We start from the raw sequence: 20,966 nt of genomic DNA, 5'->3' as shown, positions 1-20,966 counted from the left end.
CAGTATATGGGTGGCACCATTCATTCGCAGATTCAGACATGTCCCTCTACCGTTTCAACAACCGCCTTGACGCGACGATGCACGCAATTCCACCAATCAATCCTCCCAACATCCACAGCCAGTATCGCTTCGATCCAAAGTTTGGCTCGGGAAACCCGTAGTGGCTAAGATAAAACTCCTCTTTTGGTACAGGGGTATAGCTTGATTGGGTGCAAATCAAGTGGTTTTCGCCCTCATTCGGAGGCTTGGCAGCAGGGCACTCGATAACACCTAATTTGCAAAACGCCAATTGATCTGAAGGGGAATCTTCAGCCGTCGCTTTTGTTACTCTAGGGTCAGTTGGAGTATTCGGATCCTGTCCGTGACAATAACCTCTGCAATACCTTACCATCTTCCAACCATCATCTGGAGAGAAAACGATGTAACCATCCTTAATCCCAAAGTCTACAGCTAGAAATTTCTTTTCTTGAGGCGCAAATTCAAAATCGACGCGCACCATTTCCTGCCCTGTCGTGGTTAACGACGACTCAATGCTCAACAACTTGCAGTCCGGATGCCTCAACAACTCCCAAACAGGCCTACCATAGAACACATAAGCCCAAAAAATAGTACTGGCCTCAGCTTTACGAATCGCGATCTCTCGGTCATCTAATTCACTTCGACCGTATTTTTGGACATCCATTATTGAGTATGGACCACCATTAGCACGCGTGAGTACAAAGCAATAATCCGGATTCATGACTCTCAGCGTCTCAACGCCCGTTACTGCTGACTTTTCCACAGACTGTTCGAGCGACTTTATGTGACTACCGCCTAGCACCGCAATTTCGTAGAGTCTTAGTAGCTCCTCACGCTTCGGGTTGGAAAAACGATTCTCGAACCGAAACTTCCCACGACCTGACGTTACTCGCGACATTTTCTCTAATTGCTTCATTGCCTCAATTAGACGAGCTTGTTGTTGCGCATTTACCATCCCCTCCTGGCTCAATAGCCGATCGGTCGGCAGCATAGCAAAAAGCAAGAATATAACTGAAACACTGAGAAAGTTAGAAAGGATGCTTCTTAGACGTTGACCTTGCATAGCCATAGACATACTACACCATCCCTTTCAAGGTGTTAGTTCTGTTGAGCAAGCAGTCGAGCGGTACTGACATGGGGCTGAGTGCCTTGGCGTTTGGGGGTAGGTTTCTTTGGTCCCCGTCGATGCTTCTGATACCGACGCAGCTGTGTCTTGTGCGCAAGTGCAAGTAGCTTGTGCGCCAACTGAGCTGCATCAAGTTTCGCAAAGCGAGCTTGCCATTGGCTGTCTGGTATCGCTATCTCTAATCCCGTCCAGGTCGTGGCCACTTCGTTGGCCATATGGTAACTCGATACATTCTCCTCAACCATCTGGCGACCATGCACCACACTCATGGCTGCTTGGGCCACGGCCAGCAAGTTGTACGTTACCAGTCCTATGGCGTAACCCAACAACGCGGCCGCCGGATAGCACAGCGTGTCGATCTCCCCGCGTAGCGATGAAGCAATCTCTCCGAAGGCCGCTTCGATGTCCCACCGGGTATGATACAGGTCTGCGCACTTGGACGCTGAAACCTCCGTAGGCAGATTCGTCAGTAGACAAATCTCCTGGGTGCCATCGGTTGTCGGCTTGTCTAGCTTGATCGTAATCCGCCGTAGCGTGACCGCACCTAGCGTGTCTCCCTCCACGCTGACCGTTTGCTCCTGTACCGTGCCAGTTGCGCATCTGGCTATCTCGCACTCTGGCCCTTCAGCTCGGCAGGCTAATCCTCCGTGATGCCGCAACAAAAAACTGGCTTTGTTTCTATGGCACTCGAAGATCATCTGTTTGGTACAGAAATTACGGTCGGCTATCCACAACTGGTCTTCGGCCAGCAGGTCGATCCAGTCCAACATCAGGCTGCGCTCTTGTGCCTGTCCGTCGACGCATGGCAAGAAATCGCTGATGATCCTTCGGTCTCCATCCAGTACGACTAAGCCTAATCCCGGCAGCGGTCCGCCACGCACGCTCCGCGTCGGTTTGAGCCGGTGCTCGGTAGCCCCTAGATGGCTGCCATCCAGATACAATGTGCTATACCCCTGGAGCACCGGTCTTCTGGTCTCGCCCAACGCGTCGATGACCGCTGACATCCGCTGGGCCGTGCGCCTTACCAATTCACGTGTTACTGTAAGCTCCACTCCCGACAGCTTGTCATACAACGCGGCTACCGATACCCCCAGCTCTTCTCGCTGTGATTGATATGCCGCATGCAGCGATGGCTGCGTTTTAGTTACCGCCAGTGTCAGCAGGCCAACCACACTGGAAAATAGCAGCCTGTCTTCATATTGCCGCTGCCGGCTCTCTTCAAAAATCTTATCCAGTTCCCGTGGCGATAATATGTTGGCCATTGCAGCCCGAACCATCGTGGCCACAGGCGCTTGGTCTGCAAACCGTGACAACACGCTATCGAACGACATGGCTAGTTCCTCCTTGGTACGCAGTGCTTCCGCAGTCACTCTACATGTTGCCGTTGGATTCTGTTCTTTTAAATCTTAATCACCGAGCATTCATCCCAACCTGCAACACTCTGGGCATTTTGACAGTGTTGCGGTAATCTCTCCAACCCCAGTTCTCGCTAATGACAGCTTGAAAGGGGTGGTTCAATTGCTCGAATGGATTAGTAATCTCCGAAACTGGAATCTAAATTGACTTGTACTCCATTTCGCAATTGCAGGCACACGTGAGCGAAATTAGACATGCACTTTCCATCGACTGTTCCGCTGGAGTGCTTTTTAAGGGACTCGACAATCAATTCCAAATTTTCTTCACTCATCGCGGCAGCACTCCAATCATTACAGGAATATGGCCACCTCTGCCCGCATCAGCAATATGAATATGCGGAACTGGGTTAGCCGTCCAATTTGATGGTGATGCCAGATCGGCTGCCTTGGCTCTTGCCTTGAGTCCAAGTTCTTTCGCCAACGTGCTGTCGTTTGTAAATAGGTTGTCCAGTTGCAGTAACCAATAGCACTGGCCCCGCATGCCCCACCCTACGAAATCAGTGTACGGTTATTCAAGGCGATTTTTTTCCAAAATATACTGCCAATGCCCACACGCATCCCCATACCGGACAGCCTCTAGCCACGACAGCGAAAATGCGCTAATCGCTGACCAGCAGCGACGTTAGCCTTTCTCGCAGGACTACGCCGATTGCGCGACCGGTGGGGTCGATTACTTGAGCCAGGGGTGCGTGCATGGCTTGCAGGCGAGTGAGCACCAGAATGCTAGAATCCGTAGCGCGAACTTGACAGATCGGCAGCAACGGCAGGCTGGAGTTATTCAAATCGGCGCGCACTTCGGCGGCCAGACAGCAGCCCACTAAATTGCCTTCGCGTGTGATGCCGACGATGGGACTGTTGGTTCTGACGGCTGCCGCCAAGGCTTGTGGCCGCGTAGTCGTGGTTTCCATCAGCGGGATGGCTCGCAGGGGAATGGTGTACTGTCTTACTGGACGTGAACCGAAGGTGAACAGATTCTGGCTCAATTCGCGCTGAATTGCCGCCACCACTCCCGCATCCTGGCTCTCGGCCAAGGTTCTCTGAATGTCTTGACGCCGGAGAGCGAGATCGGCTTTGGTTACGGACTGACCAGCAAAGCGTCGCCAAATGGCCTCGTAGGCGAACACAAAGATCGACATCGGCAAGAACAGGATGGAACACAGCAGCATGAGTGGTGCACCGAACCGCAGCAGTCGATAGGGCGCTTGGTAGAATAGGTATTTGGGGAGCAGTTCGCCATACGCAAAGATCACCGGCGCGGCCAGCACCGGCACAATGGCTTGGAGCGAGGGCTGTTCAGTAAACAGTTGACCTCCGAGGATTACCAATCCCAACGACAGTGAATAATTAGCCAGGTTGTTACCGATCAGCACCGTAGCTACAACGACGGTGGTATGATTTGCCAGCCACAACAGAACCCGCGAAATCCAATTGCCGTCCAGCGCATCCATCACCAGCCGCACGCGAGTAACACGAAAGAACCCGGTTTCGCTGCCACTAAAAAACGCGCTCAGTGCTAGACCGAATAATAACAACAAAACGATCATCATGGCGGCGTCTCCTGGTCGGCGACGACGTTAATTGCAATCAGCAGCTCACCGCGCATGCCGGCTTCGATGACTTCCAACCGCAGCGCGCCGACTTGGCATACGTCGCCAACTTCTGGTAAGCGACGCAGATGTTGTTGCACAATGCCGCCCACTGTCAGGTTGTCTGTATCTGGGATCGGCTGTCCCATCGCACGTTCCAGTCGCCGCACTTTGGTCAGGCCGGTTGCTAACCAGCGGTCGTCAGCTAGCTTGCGGATTTCTGCTCGAGCCAGCTCGCGATGCGAGCGCCCGCGTTGTAATTGCAGGATAGCATCGAAAATGTCCTCCCAGGTCAAGACGCCCACCGACTCCCCATATTCGTTTACGACCGCAGCCACACGACGGTTGGTGTCGCACAATCGCTGTAGCGCGTCGGCAATCGTCGCGCACCAGGGCACTACAACCACCGCCTTTTGCTGGGCAGCCAGATTCGAAAAATCGCGGGGAGGCACCTGACGCAGATCGATGTAACCCATGATCTGTCCATGGTCTTTAGTAATTAGTAGATATCCCCCGCTGGCAGATTGTGGGGTGAGTTGCTGCCACGTCAGATGCGAAGTATGCGCTGAAAATTCAGCCCGCGGCCGCATCCACTCCTCGACTCGAACCTCGTTCAGCTGAATGATATTTTGCAAGACTTGGCTCTCGGCCTCAACCAATTCATCCTCGCTGGCCGACAGTTCCACCACGCGTGTCAAGTCGGCAGCCGATAAGTAGGGTTCGGGCTGCATCCCGGGCCATACCAGACGCCGTGAGAATTCAGTAATAAACTCCATGACCGGCAACAACCAAGCGATGGTGCGGACGGCTATGGCCAGCGGTATCGCAGCTAGCCGAACCAGTCGTAGCGGGTACATCAACCCGATGCTTTTGGGGAAGAATTCGCCGAACAAAATGACGAACAACAATGCTCCAAATGTAATCAGGGCAATGTGCGAACTGCTGTCTGAATCATGTTGATCCAACGACAAAGTAAACTTTGAGACCATCGAGAAGTAGGTGACGTTGATGACCAGATTCCAGAACAATATCGTCATCAATAGTCGTTCGGATTGGGATACTAAACTGAAGGCCAGTCGATCTGTGGCAACCTTACTCTTGGCCAAACCATGGCGCTGGGAGGCCGTCAGGGAAAAGTAAGCGGCTTCCGAGCCAGAAAAAAAGCCGCTGACCATGACCAAAATCAGGGCCGCACCAAGATAGAAAATGTTCTCGAGTGGCATCGAGCCTTATTCCTCGTCGTCAACCGAACGCGAGCGACCCATTGCAAAATCAAACTCGCTAAGGGCTGGAACTAGCATGGCCAGCGTAGCAAATCCGTATGCCGCAGCCAGTACCAAGAACACCGTCAGTTCCTGGCCACGCAGTATAAAACTGGTGATCGCAAAAAAAGTCAAGAACGGCAAAGCAAATGCAGCCAGCGCGATGGCGGGGCTTGGATTACGGCTGCCCATAGCCACGAATAAACCGGTACCACCGCCGACAATGATCGCCAAGAAAGGCGGCAATTGCCGGGCAAAGGAACCACGAAAACTCATCATGATCATCATGCAGGTGGCAATGCCAAGAAAGAGAAAGAACAGCGTACCAAGGCTGGTACCAATGGCCGTTCGCGAGCGAGCATAGATCATGCCACAATGAATTCCCAGCATGACCGCAAATATATTCAGTATAAATCCGCCAGTCAGTGTTAGGCTAAGATTTGAAGTACTGATGCCAGCCTGCCACCACAAGTAACAGGCTAACGCTCCCGGCAGCAGTACCATTTCTTTGCCGACGTATAGCACCCCCAATATCTTGCCGGTCATGAACTGCGCAGGAGTGATATTGGTTGTCAGCAGCAGGTCCAGCGCCTGACCATCGCGCTCGTTGGTGATCGAGTTGACCGCTAGTGCGTTGAGCATCACCAGTGAGACCACAAAAAATGGTACTAATATCTTGGCTGCCACGGGCAGCAGTTCTTCGGCCAAACGACTTCGCTGCAGGGCCAACCCGCTGGTGACAGACCAGGAGATGGCCACTAGCGCTATTGCAAATCCAGCGAGATAAGCCAATCGAATCAGGACCAGTTTGCGACCGTAGGCCCAGGTGCGCGTCTCGCGCCATAAGATTGGGTTATGCCACATCGGTCGCGGAGCTCGCGCCTTCCAAGTCACCACAGACGTGCCGAGTTGTGCGCGATCCACAGTCAGGTCGTCGTCTGGGTCCGGCTGTCGCGGGCGAACTTGGTCCGACGGATTCCAGGCTCGGAGCCTGGCGATTGCCGTCAAACTAAACAAACCTGCGGCCGTCATTCCCAGTAGGCAATAGCCTGCCGCGACTCCACCGGGAATTTGTAGCCAATCGTAGTCGCTAATCGGTTGACAGACACTCCGCAGGCTGCGGAACGGGCTGAGCAACTCGGCCCATCTAGAATCGACGGCCGGGATAGCACCTGCAGCCAGAACTTCGCACAACACCAGCCAGCCGGCAACAGCCAGCACAGCGATGGCTAAACTCTGAAACGTCTTATCTCGCCAAAAGGCAATTAAATTGGCCAGCGCTCCGCACCACAGGCTACTGACGACCATAACAGCGGTGGCCAAGCCTACTTGCTGTGGGCTCAACCCACCCATCAAAGTAACCATCAATAACAACGGCACCGAGCAGAAGATCAAGCTGATAGGGCTCAACAGGCTAGCCGTAAGTTTACCCAAAACGACCTGCGCATTGGACAGTCGCGTTAACAGTAACAGCACTAGCGTCCGCCGGTCCTTTTCCTGGGCTACATTGCTGACGGCAGCAACCGCCGTTAAGAACATGGCCACAGCCAATTCGATGGGCACCACAATCTGAACGACTAATACCCCAAAGCGAGCCATATCTCCCACATCCTGTACCGATTGCATCCCGGCCAGTAGTGCCCAAGTGGTGCAGACAATACTAAAGAGCGCCCAGATAAAGACAACACGCTGCACGTAAAACCTTAGACGGCGCGGTGCAACTAGCCACTCGCGGGCTAGGATGGGTCCAAACATTGCCGTGCGCCGTCCAATTTGAGAAAAAGTGATCATGGTCGGTCCCCACGGGTGATGGGAGCCGCTGAGTGGGTTAGGGTCGTAGCGGTGGCACAGATTATAGCGACTCCTATGGCAGCTTAGACGCGCCAGATTACAAATTTTGACCATCGACTCAGCATTGGCCGAGGAGCGAGCTAGCCTTTATACGAGGTTTGCGTTGGTCTCCAGCGAACAGACAACCTCATGCAAATAGTTCAAATTCTGGTGTCGACAAACTAGGGTGATGATCGTGAAGTACAGTCAGGGACTAATTCGACTTTGGCGCGATGAAGACGGTCCAACGACCGTCGAGTACGCCATCATGCTGGCCTTGATCGTCGCAGTCTGCATAGCTTCGGTTCAAACCATGACACAGGCCACCGAACAAAGCTTCCAACGAACTCGTGAAGCCATTGACGGTGCGATGGGCAACTAATACCGAGTAACCGACTTCAAGCCACAGCTTCCTTCTCATGCTGACGACCTGAACCGATAGGGATAATGCACCATGGCCTATCGACGTATCCTGTGGATTGACAACCGCGTTCAAGGCGTTTTGGTCGGACGCGTGCTCATCTACTGGTTCGCAACAACGCTCTATTTTGGCGTAGCCATCGCGGTGTCGCAGTACTTCGATCATCCCGATTGGAGCTATGTGCAACATCTGGGAGCTTGGGTTTCTTCGGTAGGTGTATGGCTGCCTAGTGTGGTGTTGCTGCTGCCATTGGTGCTATTCGATGTGGTCCGCTTGAGCAATCAGTTTGTGGGCCCCGTCTATCGGCTTCGTCAGCAGTTAACGCGGTTGATCGAAGTGCCCAATTGTACACCTATGGTCTTGCGCACCGATGATTATTGGCATGACCTGATCGCTCCCACCAACACGCTGCAGAATCAGCTCTTGTCGCTGCAATTGGCTTTGCAGAAGGCCCATGAAATAATAACCGGGCCGGATACCAATCCGTCACTGCCGCCAGCTTCTGCAGAAGAAGCGATGGTCACAAATTCTGCCGCTGAAATCGAGACCTGCCCAGTCATTCAAATTCCAGTATCTAATGTCTGAGATTCGTCGGCCAATTGGCCAAGCAGGCTGCGCAATTGGAGGTCCAGCTGCTGCAGCAGCGGGTCGCCAGCTTCCTTAGGCTCTCGACTGGGCGGCACCTCAATAGCTTGGCCAATCTGCAAAATGGCGTGAAGTGGCCGGTGAATGCGAGCTTTGTCCCACAAATCTTCTTCCAATTGCTCGACCGTTTCCAGTAAACGAGTATTCGTGACGGGCGCGTCTAAGTAGTCTGCGGGATACGATGCGATTTGCTGCGCCACGTAAATCCGATTCAGGTCGTCACGAATTGTCTGTTTTCGGAGGTCACTACGCGCCTCCAACAGTTCCGGGACCATGATCAACCGCAAAGTTTTAATGCGCGGGATAATCTCTTGTTCAAGTACCTCGCGTCGCAACCAGCGACGTTCGACAGATCCCAACAAGTGCTCGATCAAATGTTGGCGTCGTTGAGCGACATCGCCCGGATACACCTGACCGAGGTGTTCTAATTCCTTGGTCGCCAGGAACGCATCGCTCAGCTTGCGAACGCGTTGGACCATCGACGACTGACGACACCCTGGAAGGTACCATCCAAACCGGCTTTCGATTTCCTCGACCACAGGCGTGATCGACTCGATGACATCGCCACGGAACAGGTACTTAATGGCAATCGGATGTATGAGTGTGGGTGGTTTGCTCAACTTGGCTCGGCGTTTTGCTGCCGTGCGGGCGATAAAAGTCACGCCGTCCAACAAAGGCTGCAGGCGATCATTGCTGCGAAATACGGTTCCTTCCGGGAACAGCACCAGAGGTCGCTGGCCATCGACGATTGTATTAATCGCCATGTCCAACGCTTGTCGGTCGATGCCTTCGCGATTGACACTGAAGCCACCGCACAGCCGAATAGCCAACGACTGCCACCACTTTTGATTGAACAGGTGCCAACTGGCCATCGCAAACGGATAAACGCCTAGTGGACGCAGCACCCAGGCCATCGCCAACGGATCGGCGTATCGACAATGATTGGGAGTCAGCAGAATGCCCGACTGTTGGCGCAGCGATTCCTTCAAATGGTCGATGCCGCGAACCTCGTAGGAGCAGATGCCTTCATAGCGCTGGAGATAGAAGTCAACGATGCGGAATCTCTGTAGCAAAAAAGGTATCAGATTGCCGCGATGGGGCGGCACGAACTGATACGGCTTCTCGATAATGATCTCTTGCATGATACCGCCAAGCCACAGCGAGTTTAGCGCGTCGCCACCCACGATGACTGTTGACGGCTTCGCTCTCCGTTATATCCTCTGGGAAACTGGCGGTGCCAGCGCCATGCCGTTTCCACAATGGACTCGATCGAGACATAATGCGGGGTCCACCCGAGCACGCGCTGCGCTAGACTGCTATCCGCAACCAGCTTGGCCGAGTCGCCGGGGCGTCGAGCTTGCACCACCGTTGGGATCGGATGACCCGTTATGCGGCGACAAGCCTGAACAACTTCCAACACGCTGTGGCCGAGTCCTGTTCCCAAGTTTAACTGCAAATGACTACCAGGTTCCAGTAGTCCCAGGGCTCGCAAATGCGCGTCGGCCAAATCTTCCACATGGATATAGTCGCGAATGCAAGTGCCATCGGGAGTTGGGTAGTCGGTACCGAAGATGGCAATGTTTTCGCGTTGTCCCAGGGCGGTTTGCAATACCAGTGGGATCAGATGGCTTTCAGGTTGATGGTCTTCGCCAATGTCCCCGTCGGGACTGGCACCAGCCGCGTTGAAGTACCGCAGAATGGCAACCCCTAATCCGTAGGCCGTCGTATAGTCGGTGAGTGCACGTTCCATCACCAGTTTGGTAAAGCCGTAGGGGTTAATCGGCAACTGTGGTGTGGATTCTGAGATGGGAATGCGCTCCGGTTGTCCATAGGTTGCCGTCGTACTGGAGAACACAATGCGCCACACACCGCTGGCGCGCATGGCTTCCAGTAACTCCAACGAAGCTACCACATTGTTTTGGTAGTACATGGCGGGTTGTGTAACCGACTCGCCTACCAAGGTGTAAGCCGCAAAGTGCATGACCGCTTCGATACCATAATCGCTCATGGTTTGCTGTAACAACCGCCGATCCGCTAGTTCGCCGACGATCAAACATTCGGCGGGGATGCTGGCAGCATGTCCGCGCGAAAGATTGTCGTAAACCCATACTTCATGGCCGCTTCGCAGCAGCTTGCGCACGGTATGCGAGCCAACATAGCCGGCGCCGCCAATCACCAAGATTCTCACAGCTTGTGCACCTCTGAAAACTGTTGCCGGTACAGCTCAAGCACGCCTGTCGCGCGAAACACTATAACCCGCAAGATCGAAATCACGTCTGCCGCCGCTTCAATCCGCACGCTGGCAGCCCATCCAGTTCTAATCGGCCACTTGCGTCCTGAAATTGCGTGCCCACGCCCGTCCTTGGTCGAAATCAGAGGTAACGGACTAGTGGGGCATATTGTTACATCGGCTGTGAGGGTCGCACCTAATGACTAGCAAACTCAAGCGGCTCAGAAGCGGCGCTGCCGAAGGCAAGCCCAGCCTGCCGATCGCCGCCGCTGGCGACTGGGCCGGTCGTTTTACGCATTACTTACGCAGCGAGTGCCATCTGGCAGAAAACACCGTTGTTGCCTATGGTCGCGATATTCAGCGATTAGTTGATTGGTCCGCCCGCCGCTCGTTGGTCGGCATGCAGTTGGACGATCTCAGCCAATTCATCGCCGCGCTGCATCGTCAAAAGTTGGCCCCCACCAGCATCTCGCGATGTGTTGTAGCCACGCGCATTTTCTACAAATATCTTCAGTTAGAAGGAGCCATTCAGGATAATCCTGCAGAACTGCTACACACCCAAACAGTGTGGCAGCGAATTCCTAAAGTCCTGTCGGCAGCGACCATCGACAATTTTTTGACCGCACCTTGTGGGCAAGATGCGTTGTGGCAACGCGATCGCTGCATCCTGGAGCTGCTGTACGCTACGGGTTGCCGTGTATCGGAAGTCTCTGGGTTACTGCTGGCCAATGTTCATCTGAAGGAAGGTTATTGTTTGGTAGAGGGCAAGGGATCCAAGCAGCGGATGGTGCCCATCGGCTCCAGGGCACGGGCTGCGATCGAGCAGTACATGAACGAACAACGTCCTCAATTGATGGGGGCACGTCCCGCCGATGCCTGTCCTTGGCTGCTGCTGTCGCGCAGCGGTCGGAGCTTGCGACGTGAAGCAATTTGGGAATTGGTCAAGCGGTATGCGTTGCGGGCGGACATCGATCATCGGCAAGTCAGTCCGCACACGCTGCGTCATAGCTTTGCAACGCATCTGCTGGGCGGCGGGGCCGACCTCAGGCAAATCCAAGTGCTGCTCGGTCACGCCAGCATACAAACCACACAGATCTACACACAAGTCGACGCGTCACGCCTTAAACGCGTACATCGACAGTTTCACCCCCGCGCTTAGACGGTATGACGGTGAAACCTAGTTTCATGTGACTGCCTGTCCCGCGAGTTGTAATTGCATCGAGTCCGCTGATGGTGGTGCAACAGGTCCGGTCGAATTTATCAACAGTCGACAGGCGGGACTAGCGACGCACCGGAGCAAATTTGATTCGCTGGACCAGGCGCACAATGTCATCACCCGAGCGATAACCGGTTACGCTGGTGATGGCTTGGATTACGTGAACGTAATGCAGGTCATAATCCAAGTCGATCTCTACTTCAGGACCTTCCTCGGCGGTCGGACCGCTAGGATCACCGACCAATTCAATCATCTTGGCCCGCAGCGATTGCCAATTGGTACCGAAACTCATCTGATCGTTCAGGATGATCTCCTGTAACTGGCCGTGCTCGTCGGACTTGAGTCGCAGTTTGATGATTAACTGAGTTGAATCCATGGCCGCGCCGGAGCCGGGCGTGGGCATGCGGATATTGAAATCTCCCTCTTGAGCGCTGATCTTAAAGGTCATCACGAAAAACACCAGCAACAAGAACACAATGTCGATCATGGCCGTCATCGAAAGCTGGGTGTTCTCTTTATGTTCTCGATTTCGAAACTTCATGGCAGCTCCTCCTTGGCTCGCAGCGCAAATCGTTGGAAGCCGATATCCTGAAACCGCTTGATAACCTCCTGTACGCGCCCACCTGGAATGGTGGCGTGACCCCGTAACACGACATTGGCATCAGCCGCGGTTTTGCCCTCTAAGTTCAGCAGCGCTAATTCCGCTGACAGTTGACTGCGGAGTGCGTCCAAGTTGACCACGCTTCCGCCAATTTCCACCGTGTCGGCACTGGTTAAGTGAACCACGATTGGGAATTCGAGCGGGGTCTCGGCTGGCTTGGCTAGCTCGCTGGCCGGTAAAGTGACGCGATCATTCTGTTCGCTTTGCGAAAAATTGATCAGCACCATGAAAAAAGCGATCAACTGGAACGTCATGTCGATCATCGGCGTCCAGTCCGCTTCGGCCGGCGGTTCGTGATTGCGTTTTCCAAGGCGCATCGCAGTCAGCTCCTAACCATACGCAAATCGAATGAGACCGGGAACGTTGTCAGTTGATGAATCGTTGTAGCATGCCTTCGCTGGTCACGCCGACCTGTAGCGTCATGCGTTGCACTCGATTGCGCAGGATGTTGTAGATAGCAATAGCTGGAATGGCCACGGCTAGGCCAGCCAAGGTAGTGAACAGAGCGGTGGAAATATCCATCGCCAAATCTCCGGCGGCTGGCGTCGACCCGGAAACGGCGATGGTGCGAAAGGCCGAAATCATTCCTTGGACCGTGCCAAACAGTCCAATCATTGGACTAATGTTACCGATCAGTGCCATGTAGCCCAGGTTGTGTTCCAGCTTCATCGTCTCTTCTTCGCCGACTTCCTGCATGGCTTCGATGGCCGCCGCGTGACCTCGGTCCAAACGCGACAGACCGGCCGATACTACCTGACCCAAAAACGACCCATCGCTACGAATCAATTCGGTCGCCAAATCGGACTTGCCACTGGCGAGGTGTTGTTCCACGCCTTCCACCAGATCGGCAGGGCAAATGTTATCGCGCCGCGATGAAATCAGATTCATGACAATCAAGAAGACGAGCGTGATCGACAGCGCCAAGAAAATAATGGTGTACATCCAGCCCAAAGCCTGAAACGTCCATACCAGCATGTTGGTAGATGCCGGGCCTTCGGTGGCTGGCGCGGATGCTGCAGCTGCCACAGCGGTGTTGTCCCCAGCCGACGGTGGCTCGGTGGCGGCCGGCGTACCAAGCAGGTCGTCCATGTCGTCTTGTTGCGCGGAAGCGGATGGTGCACCCACGAGCACACCGACTAGCATGAATGGCAGCAGCCACGGCCGAACTAGGTTCAGCAAGTCCTTCATAAACAGATTCTCCCAGTCGAAACGATGAGTTTAGTCCCTAGTATATCCAATAGATGTTATCCAAGGTATGCGCGGGCGGAGCGCTGCTATGGTTTGTTCGCCCACACGCTGGAGGTATATTGACTGGAAAGTCGCTGGCTAGCCTGCGCGGCTTTGGCTGGTTGGCCTACGGCTGTCAATAGATTTTTCAAATGGTATAAGGCTTCGGCGTGCGCTTGCGCATCGGTAAAAAACAACAGGTCGGTCTGCAGATAACTGTAGGCAGCGCGCTGGGGTTGATTGAGTTGTTGGTAGCAGGCACCGCGGGCGTTGCTGATTTCAGCGAACAACTGCAAATCGCTATTGTCTTCACGCTCGGCCAAACCGTCCAGTGATTGCAAGGCCTCCTGGGCTTTGCCTTCCAACAGATCACAGCGGGCTTGCAAGACGTTGCCTAAGCTCTTGTAACGGCCCATTTCTGGGGAACTTGCACTGGCAGCTAAGAGTCCCTTGAGTTGAGCACGAGCTTCAGTCGCTTTGCCTTGTTCCAGCAGAGTGCGCGCTAAAAAATACTGGGCGGCGGCCCTGTGAATGTCATCTGGTGATTTGGCAAGTTCAGTGAAATACTCCGTCGCTTTGGCGTGCGCATTCTTGAACAATGCCAAACGACCCAACAACAGCTTGATTGACCAACGATGCTGAGAGTTGGGCTGCGCCTTGTCCAAACTCATCAGTCCTTTGATGGCTGCGGTTGGATCGCCACTGCCAGACAAACTGCGCATGCCTTCAGAGAACCATTGACAGAAGTCGTAGTCCAATTGCAACAGTGGATTGTCGGGCAAACTGTCACGCGGTACTGTCCGTAGCTGGTCGAGAGCTTGTTGATATTTGCCGTCAATCAACAGGTCTCGAGCGCGATCCAACCCCGTCGGCTCCTTATCGAATGAAATCTTGCGAACATCTTTTAATGCATGAGTCTGCTCTTTGCCGCGTACGGTGATGGTGACTTCATTGGGAGTAATTTTGACCAGACTACCTTGCAGAGCCTGACCCTGCTTGAGCTGCACACGGTCATCTGCGTAAGCCAATGCGGAGTAGCTAACCACCGCGCACATCATGCAACGCTTGGCTGAGCGTAGAACGGATTGCCGACTGACACAGCTTGAAAACATGGGATCTGCCTTTATTATGTTCGCACGTCTGACGAGCGGATTTGGGTACATGGATATTTGGGGGCTTGGGGGACAAGTGCTACTATCGTGCTGTCGAGGTTACGGTCGTCAGTCCGGTTGGTGGCTTGCCCAGATGCTGTCGAATCTGTTTGACTAACACATCAAATCGTTGCTGATTAGCGTTGCCGCCAAGCTCCGGGTATAGGCTGTGTGTCTCAATAATGGCTCGTTCGGCGCGTACCAGCTCCGCTGTTCGCGCGGCCGAGTCCGAATGGCTGAGTGCCCATTGCATCCGACAGTTTGCCAATTGATATCGCGACTCAAAAAACTGGACGGCGTACTGGTCCAGTTTTTTGGCGGTAATTTGGCTGATCTTGCCCCAGCCCCAAAATATGTTCTGTTTCGTCTGTGGATGCGGTCGCGCTCCTTTTAAAGCGCTTTCGTAGCGCGCTGGATTGGCAACTGCCGACTTTTGCAAGGCTCGCGCCACACAGATCTGCACATCCAGCAGGTTTTCATTCTCATCTAGTATCTCACCATAAGCTTGAATGGCTGCGCGGAAATCCTCGGCACCCTCTGCGGCTTTGGCGTACCATACTTTGAGCTGAGTGTGAACCTCAGGCGCTTGAATCCAGTCGGGCTGCTGCTTAGCTTTGGTCAGCATCTGCTGGAGCATTTGCGATGCTTGTGCATAAGCGGTTTGTGAGCTAGTCCTACTGGCATCTTGAGCTGCAAGTTCGTCGGCAATTGACAGAGCCGTGCTGGCGGCCCAGAACTGCGTGCTGAAGGCCTCGTTGCCTGACGCTTGACCGACTATCAGCAAGACCATTTCGGCAAATTCTCGGCGCTGGTTGGGGTGCTGAACTTGTCCCAACTGGTCCTTCATATCGCGAGCCACCAGCGCTAGGGTCGCTTGCAATCGGGCTTTGGCATCAACCTTATCTTCGGCAACTTTCTGTAAGCGATCAACATAGGTGCGCACGGCCGCTGCCGCAGCATCCGCCTCGAGTGTTCCGGCCAAGAATTGTCCGGCTACGATTCTCAGGGCGGTCCGGTAGGCGTCACAGGCAACTTCAATCGGCACTTGCGCTTGATTGTGTTCCAGCCAATTCATGGGCGCATCCTCACCAGCTATCATCAGTGAGGCGGCCTGGTCAACTTGATTGTCGGAGAGCTGGAGCTGCGCCAACGCACTGCGAACACTTAAGCGACGCAGTGGGTCTTTGGCATCGATGCGCTGGGAAGCCAGTTCCAGCCATCGCTCGGCGCGAGCCTTAAGCTCTGCGGCCTCCGGCGCTTGCTGGCCATGGGCCTGAGCAATTTGCTGATAATGTGCATACAGGGCCACACCCAGTTCATAATACTGAGTAGCACTGGCAGCGCCGGAGTCCGCTGTAGATTGCAAATACCGTTCGGCTCGCTGCCAATCTTTGGCCGAGATAGCCATTTGAGTCAACACACCGGCTGCCGCAGTCGCTTCGGCTGACTGTGGCCAAGTTGCCACAAGATACTCAGCGAAGGATGACAATTGAGTCATCAACGCCGACTGGTCGGCATCGGGAGCACGTAGTAACTGCCCGAACGCCCGCAGCACAATCGAAGCTGCATTGAGACCTTGGCTGGTGCCAGGTGCCGAACGGCTCAGAAACTCACCAACCGCGATGGCCTCTGGAAATTCATTTAACTTCAGTAGTGAGTAAGCCAAGTAGTAGCGCGCGTTATAGAGTTGCGAGCGCTCAGCGTTTTTCGAGTCATACAGAGCTAGTCCTTGATGAAGTATCTCCTGCACCTGACGATATTGTTTATCGATACTGGATTGCAACTGAGATTGCTGTGATTGCAATGTCTGACGTTCGCTGTCGGTTAGATTTGTGTCCTGTATTCTTTCGGCCAATGCGGTCAGCTCCAGGCCGCTGGAATCCGCTCGATCGACCCGAGATTGTGCCAGCTCCAGTGCCTGCTGCATATCTTTGATCGATGGTACTTTTTCGACATCCGCAGTTTCAGCCACATCAACCCCTAAAGCGGCCAACAGAGAGCGCGCACGCTCTTGATGGCTGCCTGCAATGCGCAGCAAGGTGCGAAGGTCGCTACGTGTCTCGCGCTGTAGGTTGGCTTGAAGCCGTGCGGAACCATCTTTAGCTTTGAGTTGTAGATACCAATCGACGCGCAACTGCGCATACTCCACACGCAGCGCCAGCGATTCGGGTGAATTCTGCTCGTCAGTCGACAGGGATTTTAGCCACTTGTCTGCGCGGCTGCTGGCCAATTCGAATCGCGCGCTTGCTGCCCACGCGCGGATCAATTCGGTCATGGCTTGTGTCTGCAGTGGCTTCAGTACGTCGATACCTTCCAGATCAACGATTCGCTGAAAGCCGTCGATAGCGTCTTCGATCTGCCCCAACTCTCGTTGCAGGTTACTCCGATAATACAGCGCGTAGTTGCGAATGCCGATCATGCGTTGCTCCTTGGAATACAGTTCGGCAAACATTCGCAGAGCTTGTTTCAGGTCCGCTTGCCGTTTGTCGCTGCCGGCAGCTTGACTGCGCCCGCGATCCTCCACGGCTTTGGCCGATAGCAATTGAGCTTCACGCAATTCTGAGCGCACTCGATCGCGATAGTCGATCTGTTGGGCGTCGCTGGGATCAACTCGGCCACCTTTAAGTTTCGATTCGATCTCTGCCAGTTCAGCAATCGTGCTTTCAAACAGCTTGTGAGCCTCGTCGAAATACTCAATCGCCAATACGATATCCTCCGCTGGATCGGGACCAGCGGCAGCCCGTGCCTCTTCAGCTCGGAGCCGCAGCAAGCCGCCCAGTTTCAGACGCGCCTCGCCGCGCCGCTGGTGATGGGGATTGTCTTGCAGGAACTTTTTGAGCGACTCTTCCGCTAGAGACAACCGCTGGGTTCGCTGCGGGGCGTTTGCTGCCAACTGGCTTGCGGCTTGGAAGTAGATCAGGGCGCGCTCCAAGTCGATGGTCTGTTTAAAATCATCCGGCACATTGGAGCGAGTTGTCAAATCGTCCAAATAAATTAACGCCAGGTCGAAGTAACGCTCTTCGCGCAGGCGTTGAACAAATCGCTCATACGGCTCCACCGCGTACGCGAACTGAGGATACATCAACAATCCGCCAATGACCACCAGCACTCCCCACGGCGCGCAGCGCAGCCACCGCGCTGGTGACGAATCGACCGTAGTGCGAGCGAAGGTAAGAGGATTCATGAATCGCTGGCAGCTCAATCAGGGTACTGAGGAGGTTAGTTGACGCATTTTAGGATAGCTTGGCTATCTGTCCTGTGCGTCACCAAGGATCGCGAATCGAAAAGTAGCTGCATTATACACTGACGGCTGCAATAGGAATCAGGGCAGGGTGGACTGTGCGGACGCAGCACCGGGGTGAGACTTCGTTCTATAATGGAGACAGTCAAGCGAATAACGGCCGCTGCTTGGTTTTTGCCGTTCTCAAATTGCGTTAGCTAGTCCAAAGCATGGTTCGACTGCGTAGCGATCGTTGGTACTCATCGGATGGTCAGCAGAGGCGAGGTCGGGCGGCTCATCAGGCCACATCGGGCACTCGGCGTTTAATTTCTCTGGTATTTTTGCTCGGTCTGGTGTTGTTGTTGATGCGCCAGGCCAGCGATCCACACAATGTTCAGCGCGCCTTTCAGGCGTTGGGCGTTCCCCTGGATCAAGCACAGAATAAACTTGAACCGACCAGCACCGACATCGCGCACCAGGCACAAGGTTCAAGCGACCAGAACGACGAATCAAGTCTGTGGGGCGCAACCTGTCGCGATCTGGCCCCCCGATTGTTAAGCGGTGCCGATGTTCCGCAAGTGTTGGCATTAGCTGAATTCTGGTTCGCCGCACAGCCGTTTACCGGTGGCACCAGTCAGGCCCAGTCGTTGAGTGAGTTGGGCCAGATGGTCGAAATAGAATTGGACAGGCTACGTCAGCAGTTACCAGAGTCTGCCAGCGCTACCCACCAATGGGATGAACAGCTGGAGCGCTATCGGCAACAATGGCAGCTCCTGCAGTCGGCATTTTCAGGCTACGCGGCAGCAGAGTTCACTGGAAGGAGTTCACCGCTGGATCCATATTTCAGAACCACCATTGGCGACTATCTGGATAGGCGCCTCGTGGAATCGCTACGTGATGGTGCACCGTGGACGCCGTTGGAGAGTCGGGCGTTTTGGAGGCTATTGCAGCGCGGCCGCGATTATCAGGCTGGTTCGACACCTTTGGAAAGAGTTGCTACCCGGCAGCTTGCTGGAGATCACGCACGATATCGCGGTCGCTGGGTTGTACTGCGCGGATCGGTGCGCCGCGTCGAGGTGGTTGATCGTTCAGATGCGGCAACGAGAATAGATAGGTACCGAGTGCTGTGGCTCCGTGGTGAAGATGGATCCAATCAACCGGTTCCTGTCTATGCAGTTCAGAAAGAGGTCGAGAAGTTGGCTGACGACGTTCTGGCGGGAGGCACACCTGACATTGAAGTTGTCGGATTGGTTGGTAAACGTTTGGCCTATAGCGCACCGGCGGGTGTTCAGGTTGTGACCACGCTATTTGCCGGTCACATCAAGCTACTCTATTCAAACGCAGGGGTTGGCGGCGTGACTGGGCAGCCGACCCAATCTGATAAGGTAGGGCTCGGTCCATCGGGCCTGATCCGCCTTGGGACCGGACTGTTGATATTGTCAAGTCTGGCTTGGTTGTGGATGCGACTGGCGCCCTGGCTGAGGCGACGGTGGCGATCGAGCCCCAACCGTTTGGCTCAACTGGCGCTGTTGATTTTCGCGCCGAGCATAAGTTCCTGGCGGTGTGCCGCCCAGGAGCAGCTTCCTCCATGGGCGGCGACTTCGGATTCCAAGGCCACTGCACAAGCAATTATTCAGCAGCGATTGCAAGGTGTTGTGACACCAGAACTGATACAACGCTGGGCGTCGCCGAGGCAGGGTGAATCGTTGACAGTTGCAGATGAACTGTTGCGAACGCTATTCGCAATCAATCAAATTGGCTGGCGAAGACTGCGGCAAGTTGAAAATGCGATTCCGGTTGGAGTGGATTGTCAATTGGCATCGTTCGACCTGGTCGGTTGGGTACGCGATTGCCACGCTATGCAATTGAGCGATTCGCAGCACGCGTGGTTTTCTGGCTCGGCAAAACAGCAGCTTTACCGGATGAGTGTCAGCAGCGGAAGTCACGATGCGGATGCGGCGCGCGATCCTTCGCAAGAGGCAATTGTCTTTAGTTTGCACATACCAACCGTCTGGCAGAATCAGTTGCAGTTGTTTCAACCCGTCCGCATTCAGGGGTTGGCGCTGCGGGCTCAATCCCACCCGAGTGCCAGACCTGTGATCTTGGTCGATGGGCCTAACTGGACATTCGATGCCATTCACGCCAGTTCTAGAGTCAACCTAGCAGCGCAAGTGAACTTGGAGCTGAGCAGTCATTCGCCAGACGCCTGGATGTCTCAGTTGGTGCCTAAGCTCAAACCGTCGTGGACGGCACTTGCCTCTGCCGAGTTCGATTTGTCTTGGTTGGATGTCATGGCAGAGAACAATCGAAAGCGACTGTCTAGCGCCGAATCGGAACCGTTTGTTAAACTGTTAAGGACAGTCAAGCAAAGTGGTGTTGCCAGCGACGAGCAGCGCGTCTCTCCGTTGAGTGCCTTGCAACATCCGCTGGATCATTTGGGTGCTGCCATCGACTGGCCAGTGCGCCTGGTCAGCGGCACGCTCGTCCAAATCGACCAACCAGTCGGAAATCCGCCGCTGCGCTATTATCAGTTCGATGGATTTCTGAAAATGCCAGGACAGCGGATCGAGTTTGGAGATGTGGACTTGACGGACAGCATTTCGTTTGACGGTGAGTTTCCAGTAACGCTCGTCATGCTGGGTGAAAGCGAGTTTGTGCCACAGCAGCTCGAATCGGGCGGCAGCGGGTCCTGGACAGTCGGTAAGCATGCGCGAGCTGTTGGCAGATTCTATCGTCTGTGGTCCTATCACAGCCAGCGATTATCAACGGCTTCACAAGAGGTGCGGCAAATTGCTCCGCTGGTTGTGGTAGCTTCCCTCCAGTCGTATCAACCACAGGTTTCCTCCCACCAGTTCGTGGGTTGGTTCAGCGCGGCGCTGTGCGCAGCGGTTGTGGTCACGATGCTAGGGATTTTAGCGATTGCTCAACGCAATATGCAGAGAAAATAGCCTGCGAAGC

17 protein-coding genes are annotated in these 20,966 nt (G+C 54.4%); 4 read left to right on the top strand and 13 right to left on the bottom strand.

Features of this window, described 5'->3' with window-relative positions:
- Nucleotides 1-46: 46 nt before the first annotated feature.
- The 6 genes from KF752_15905 to KF752_15880 all read right to left on the bottom strand — a co-directional run bounded on the left by KF752_15905 (nt 47) and on the right by KF752_15880 (nt 7,198).
- Nucleotides 47-1,093: a hypothetical protein gene (locus KF752_15905; protein MBX3423040.1), complete on the bottom strand. Its 1,047-nt coding sequence runs from the start codon at nt 1,091-1,093 to the stop codon at nt 47-49.
- A 23-nt stretch (nt 1,094-1,116) separates the two neighbouring features.
- Nucleotides 1,117-2,475, bottom strand: coding sequence for a transposase (locus tag KF752_15900; GenBank protein ID MBX3423039.1), 1,359 nt, complete (start codon nt 2,473-2,475; stop codon nt 1,117-1,119).
- A 200-nt stretch (nt 2,476-2,675) separates the two neighbouring features.
- The gene (locus KF752_15895; GenBank protein MBX3423038.1) at nt 2,676-2,831 is read right to left on the bottom strand and encodes a hypothetical protein; all 156 of its coding nucleotides are present in this window, start codon (nt 2,829-2,831) and stop codon (nt 2,676-2,678) included.
- A gap of 327 nt (nt 2,832-3,158) precedes the next feature.
- Nucleotides 3,159-4,106 (bottom strand): DUF21 domain-containing protein, encoded by a 948-nt coding sequence (locus KF752_15890; GenBank protein MBX3423037.1) that lies wholly within the window; start codon nt 4,104-4,106, stop codon nt 3,159-3,161.
- Nucleotides 4,103-5,368 carry a DUF21 domain-containing protein gene (locus KF752_15885; protein MBX3423036.1) on the bottom strand — a complete coding sequence of 422 codons (1,266 nt, stop codon included), beginning with the start codon at nt 5,366-5,368 and terminating at the stop codon, nt 4,103-4,105. Before KF752_15885 ends, KF752_15890 begins: the two co-directional genes overlap by 4 nt.
- 6 nt (nt 5,369-5,374) lie before the next feature.
- Complete coding sequence (locus KF752_15880; protein ID MBX3423035.1) at nt 5,375-7,198, bottom strand: ABC transporter permease; 1,824 nt, start codon at nt 7,196-7,198, stop codon at nt 5,375-5,377.
- 229 nt (nt 7,199-7,427) lie between these two features.
- On the opposite strand from KF752_15880, the gene KF752_15875 reads away from it, so the two are divergent.
- Nucleotides 7,428-7,619, top strand: coding sequence for a Flp family type IVb pilin (locus tag KF752_15875; GenBank protein MBX3423034.1), 192 nt, complete (start codon nt 7,428-7,430; stop codon nt 7,617-7,619).
- Nucleotides 7,620-7,691: 72 nt separating this feature from the next.
- The gene (locus tag KF752_15870; GenBank protein ID MBX3423033.1) at nt 7,692-8,243 is read left to right on the top strand and encodes a hypothetical protein; all 552 of its coding nucleotides are present in this window, start codon (nt 7,692-7,694) and stop codon (nt 8,241-8,243) included.
- Here KF752_15870 and KF752_15865 read toward each other — a convergent pair.
- A complete protein-coding gene (locus tag KF752_15865; GenBank protein MBX3423032.1) occupies nt 8,219-9,445 on the bottom strand; it encodes a 1-acyl-sn-glycerol-3-phosphate acyltransferase in 1,227 nt (408 codons plus the stop codon). The genes KF752_15870 and KF752_15865 overlap by 25 nt on opposite strands.
- Before the next feature lie 23 nt (nt 9,446-9,468).
- Nucleotides 9,469-10,491 (bottom strand): UDP-glucose 4-epimerase GalE, encoded by a 1,023-nt coding sequence (galE, locus tag KF752_15860; protein MBX3423031.1) that lies wholly within the window; start codon nt 10,489-10,491, stop codon nt 9,469-9,471.
- Nucleotides 10,492-10,732: 241 nt separating this feature from the next.
- On the opposite strand from galE, the gene xerD reads away from it, so the two are divergent.
- Nucleotides 10,733-11,692: a site-specific tyrosine recombinase XerD gene (xerD, locus tag KF752_15855; protein ID MBX3423030.1), complete on the top strand. Its 960-nt coding sequence runs from the start codon at nt 10,733-10,735 to the stop codon at nt 11,690-11,692.
- Between the two features lie 121 nt (nt 11,693-11,813).
- Here the strand turns inward: xerD and KF752_15850 are convergent, their stop codons facing one another.
- The 5 genes from KF752_15850 to KF752_15830 form a co-directional block, all read right to left on the bottom strand.
- Nucleotides 11,814-12,290: a biopolymer transporter ExbD gene (locus KF752_15850; GenBank protein MBX3423029.1), complete on the bottom strand. Its 477-nt coding sequence runs from the start codon at nt 12,288-12,290 to the stop codon at nt 11,814-11,816.
- Nucleotides 12,287-12,727, bottom strand: coding sequence for a biopolymer transporter ExbD (locus KF752_15845; GenBank protein MBX3423028.1), 441 nt, complete (start codon nt 12,725-12,727; stop codon nt 12,287-12,289). The genes KF752_15850 and KF752_15845 overlap by 4 nt, the downstream gene beginning before the upstream one ends.
- 49 nt (nt 12,728-12,776) lie before the next feature.
- Nucleotides 12,777-13,598: a MotA/TolQ/ExbB proton channel family protein gene (locus tag KF752_15840; protein ID MBX3423027.1), complete on the bottom strand. Its 822-nt coding sequence runs from the start codon at nt 13,596-13,598 to the stop codon at nt 12,777-12,779.
- An 86-nt stretch (nt 13,599-13,684) separates the two neighbouring features.
- Nucleotides 13,685-14,749, bottom strand: a complete 1,065-nt coding sequence (locus KF752_15835) for a hypothetical protein (protein MBX3423026.1) — start codon at nt 14,747-14,749, stop codon at nt 13,685-13,687.
- An 82-nt stretch (nt 14,750-14,831) separates the two neighbouring features.
- Nucleotides 14,832-17,972 carry a hypothetical protein gene (locus tag KF752_15830; GenBank protein MBX3423025.1) on the bottom strand — a complete coding sequence of 1,047 codons (3,141 nt, stop codon included), beginning with the start codon at nt 17,970-17,972 and terminating at the stop codon, nt 14,832-14,834.
- A 266-nt stretch (nt 17,973-18,238) separates the two neighbouring features.
- Between KF752_15830 and KF752_15825 the strand changes: the two genes are divergently transcribed.
- Nucleotides 18,239-20,956, top strand: coding sequence for a hypothetical protein (locus tag KF752_15825; protein MBX3423024.1), 2,718 nt, complete (start codon nt 18,239-18,241; stop codon nt 20,954-20,956).
- Nucleotides 20,957-20,966 lie beyond the last annotated feature (10 nt).

This window comes from Pirellulaceae bacterium, from assembly GCA_019636385.1.
Taxonomy (GTDB): Bacteria; Planctomycetota; Planctomycetia; order Pirellulales; family Pirellulaceae; genus Aureliella.
The sequence above is the reverse complement of the archived record's forward strand: the minus strand, read 5'-3'. Positions and strand labels throughout refer to the sequence as shown.

Coding starts and splice junctions, on each gene's coding strand:
- KF752_15870 (MBX3423033.1), top strand. CDS start 7,692: ATGGCCTATCGACGTATCCTGTGGATTGACAACCGCGTTCAAGGCGTT.
- KF752_15880 (MBX3423035.1), bottom strand. CDS start 7,198: ATGATCACTTTTTCTCAAATTGGACGGCGCACGGCAATGTTTGGACCC.
- KF752_15865 (MBX3423032.1), bottom strand. CDS start 9,445: ATGCAAGAGATCATTATCGAGAAGCCGTATCAGTTCGTGCCGCCCCAT.
- KF752_15875 (MBX3423034.1), top strand. CDS start 7,428: ATGATCGTGAAGTACAGTCAGGGACTAATTCGACTTTGGCGCGATGAA.
- KF752_15840 (MBX3423027.1), bottom strand. CDS start 13,598: ATGAAGGACTTGCTGAACCTAGTTCGGCCGTGGCTGCTGCCATTCATG.
- KF752_15845 (MBX3423028.1), bottom strand. CDS start 12,727: ATGCGCCTTGGAAAACGCAATCACGAACCGCCGGCCGAAGCGGACTGG.
- KF752_15900 (MBX3423039.1), bottom strand. CDS start 2,475: ATGTCGTTCGATAGCGTGTTGTCACGGTTTGCAGACCAAGCGCCTGTG.
- KF752_15850 (MBX3423029.1), bottom strand. CDS start 12,290: ATGAAGTTTCGAAATCGAGAACATAAAGAGAACACCCAGCTTTCGATG.
- KF752_15835 (MBX3423026.1), bottom strand. CDS start 14,749: ATGTTTTCAAGCTGTGTCAGTCGGCAATCCGTTCTACGCTCAGCCAAG.
- KF752_15895 (MBX3423038.1), bottom strand. CDS start 2,831: ATGAGTGAAGAAAATTTGGAATTGATTGTCGAGTCCCTTAAAAAGCAC.
- KF752_15830 (MBX3423025.1), bottom strand. CDS start 17,972: ATGAATCCTCTTACCTTCGCTCGCACTACGGTCGATTCGTCACCAGCG.
- KF752_15825 (MBX3423024.1), top strand. CDS start 18,239: ATGGTTCGACTGCGTAGCGATCGTTGGTACTCATCGGATGGTCAGCAG.
- KF752_15905 (MBX3423040.1), bottom strand. CDS start 1,093: ATGTCTATGGCTATGCAAGGTCAACGTCTAAGAAGCATCCTTTCTAAC.
- KF752_15890 (MBX3423037.1), bottom strand. CDS start 4,106: ATGATGATCGTTTTGTTGTTATTATTCGGTCTAGCACTGAGCGCGTTT.
- KF752_15885 (MBX3423036.1), bottom strand. CDS start 5,368: ATGCCACTCGAGAACATTTTCTATCTTGGTGCGGCCCTGATTTTGGTC.
- xerD (MBX3423030.1), top strand. CDS start 10,733: ATGACTAGCAAACTCAAGCGGCTCAGAAGCGGCGCTGCCGAAGGCAAG.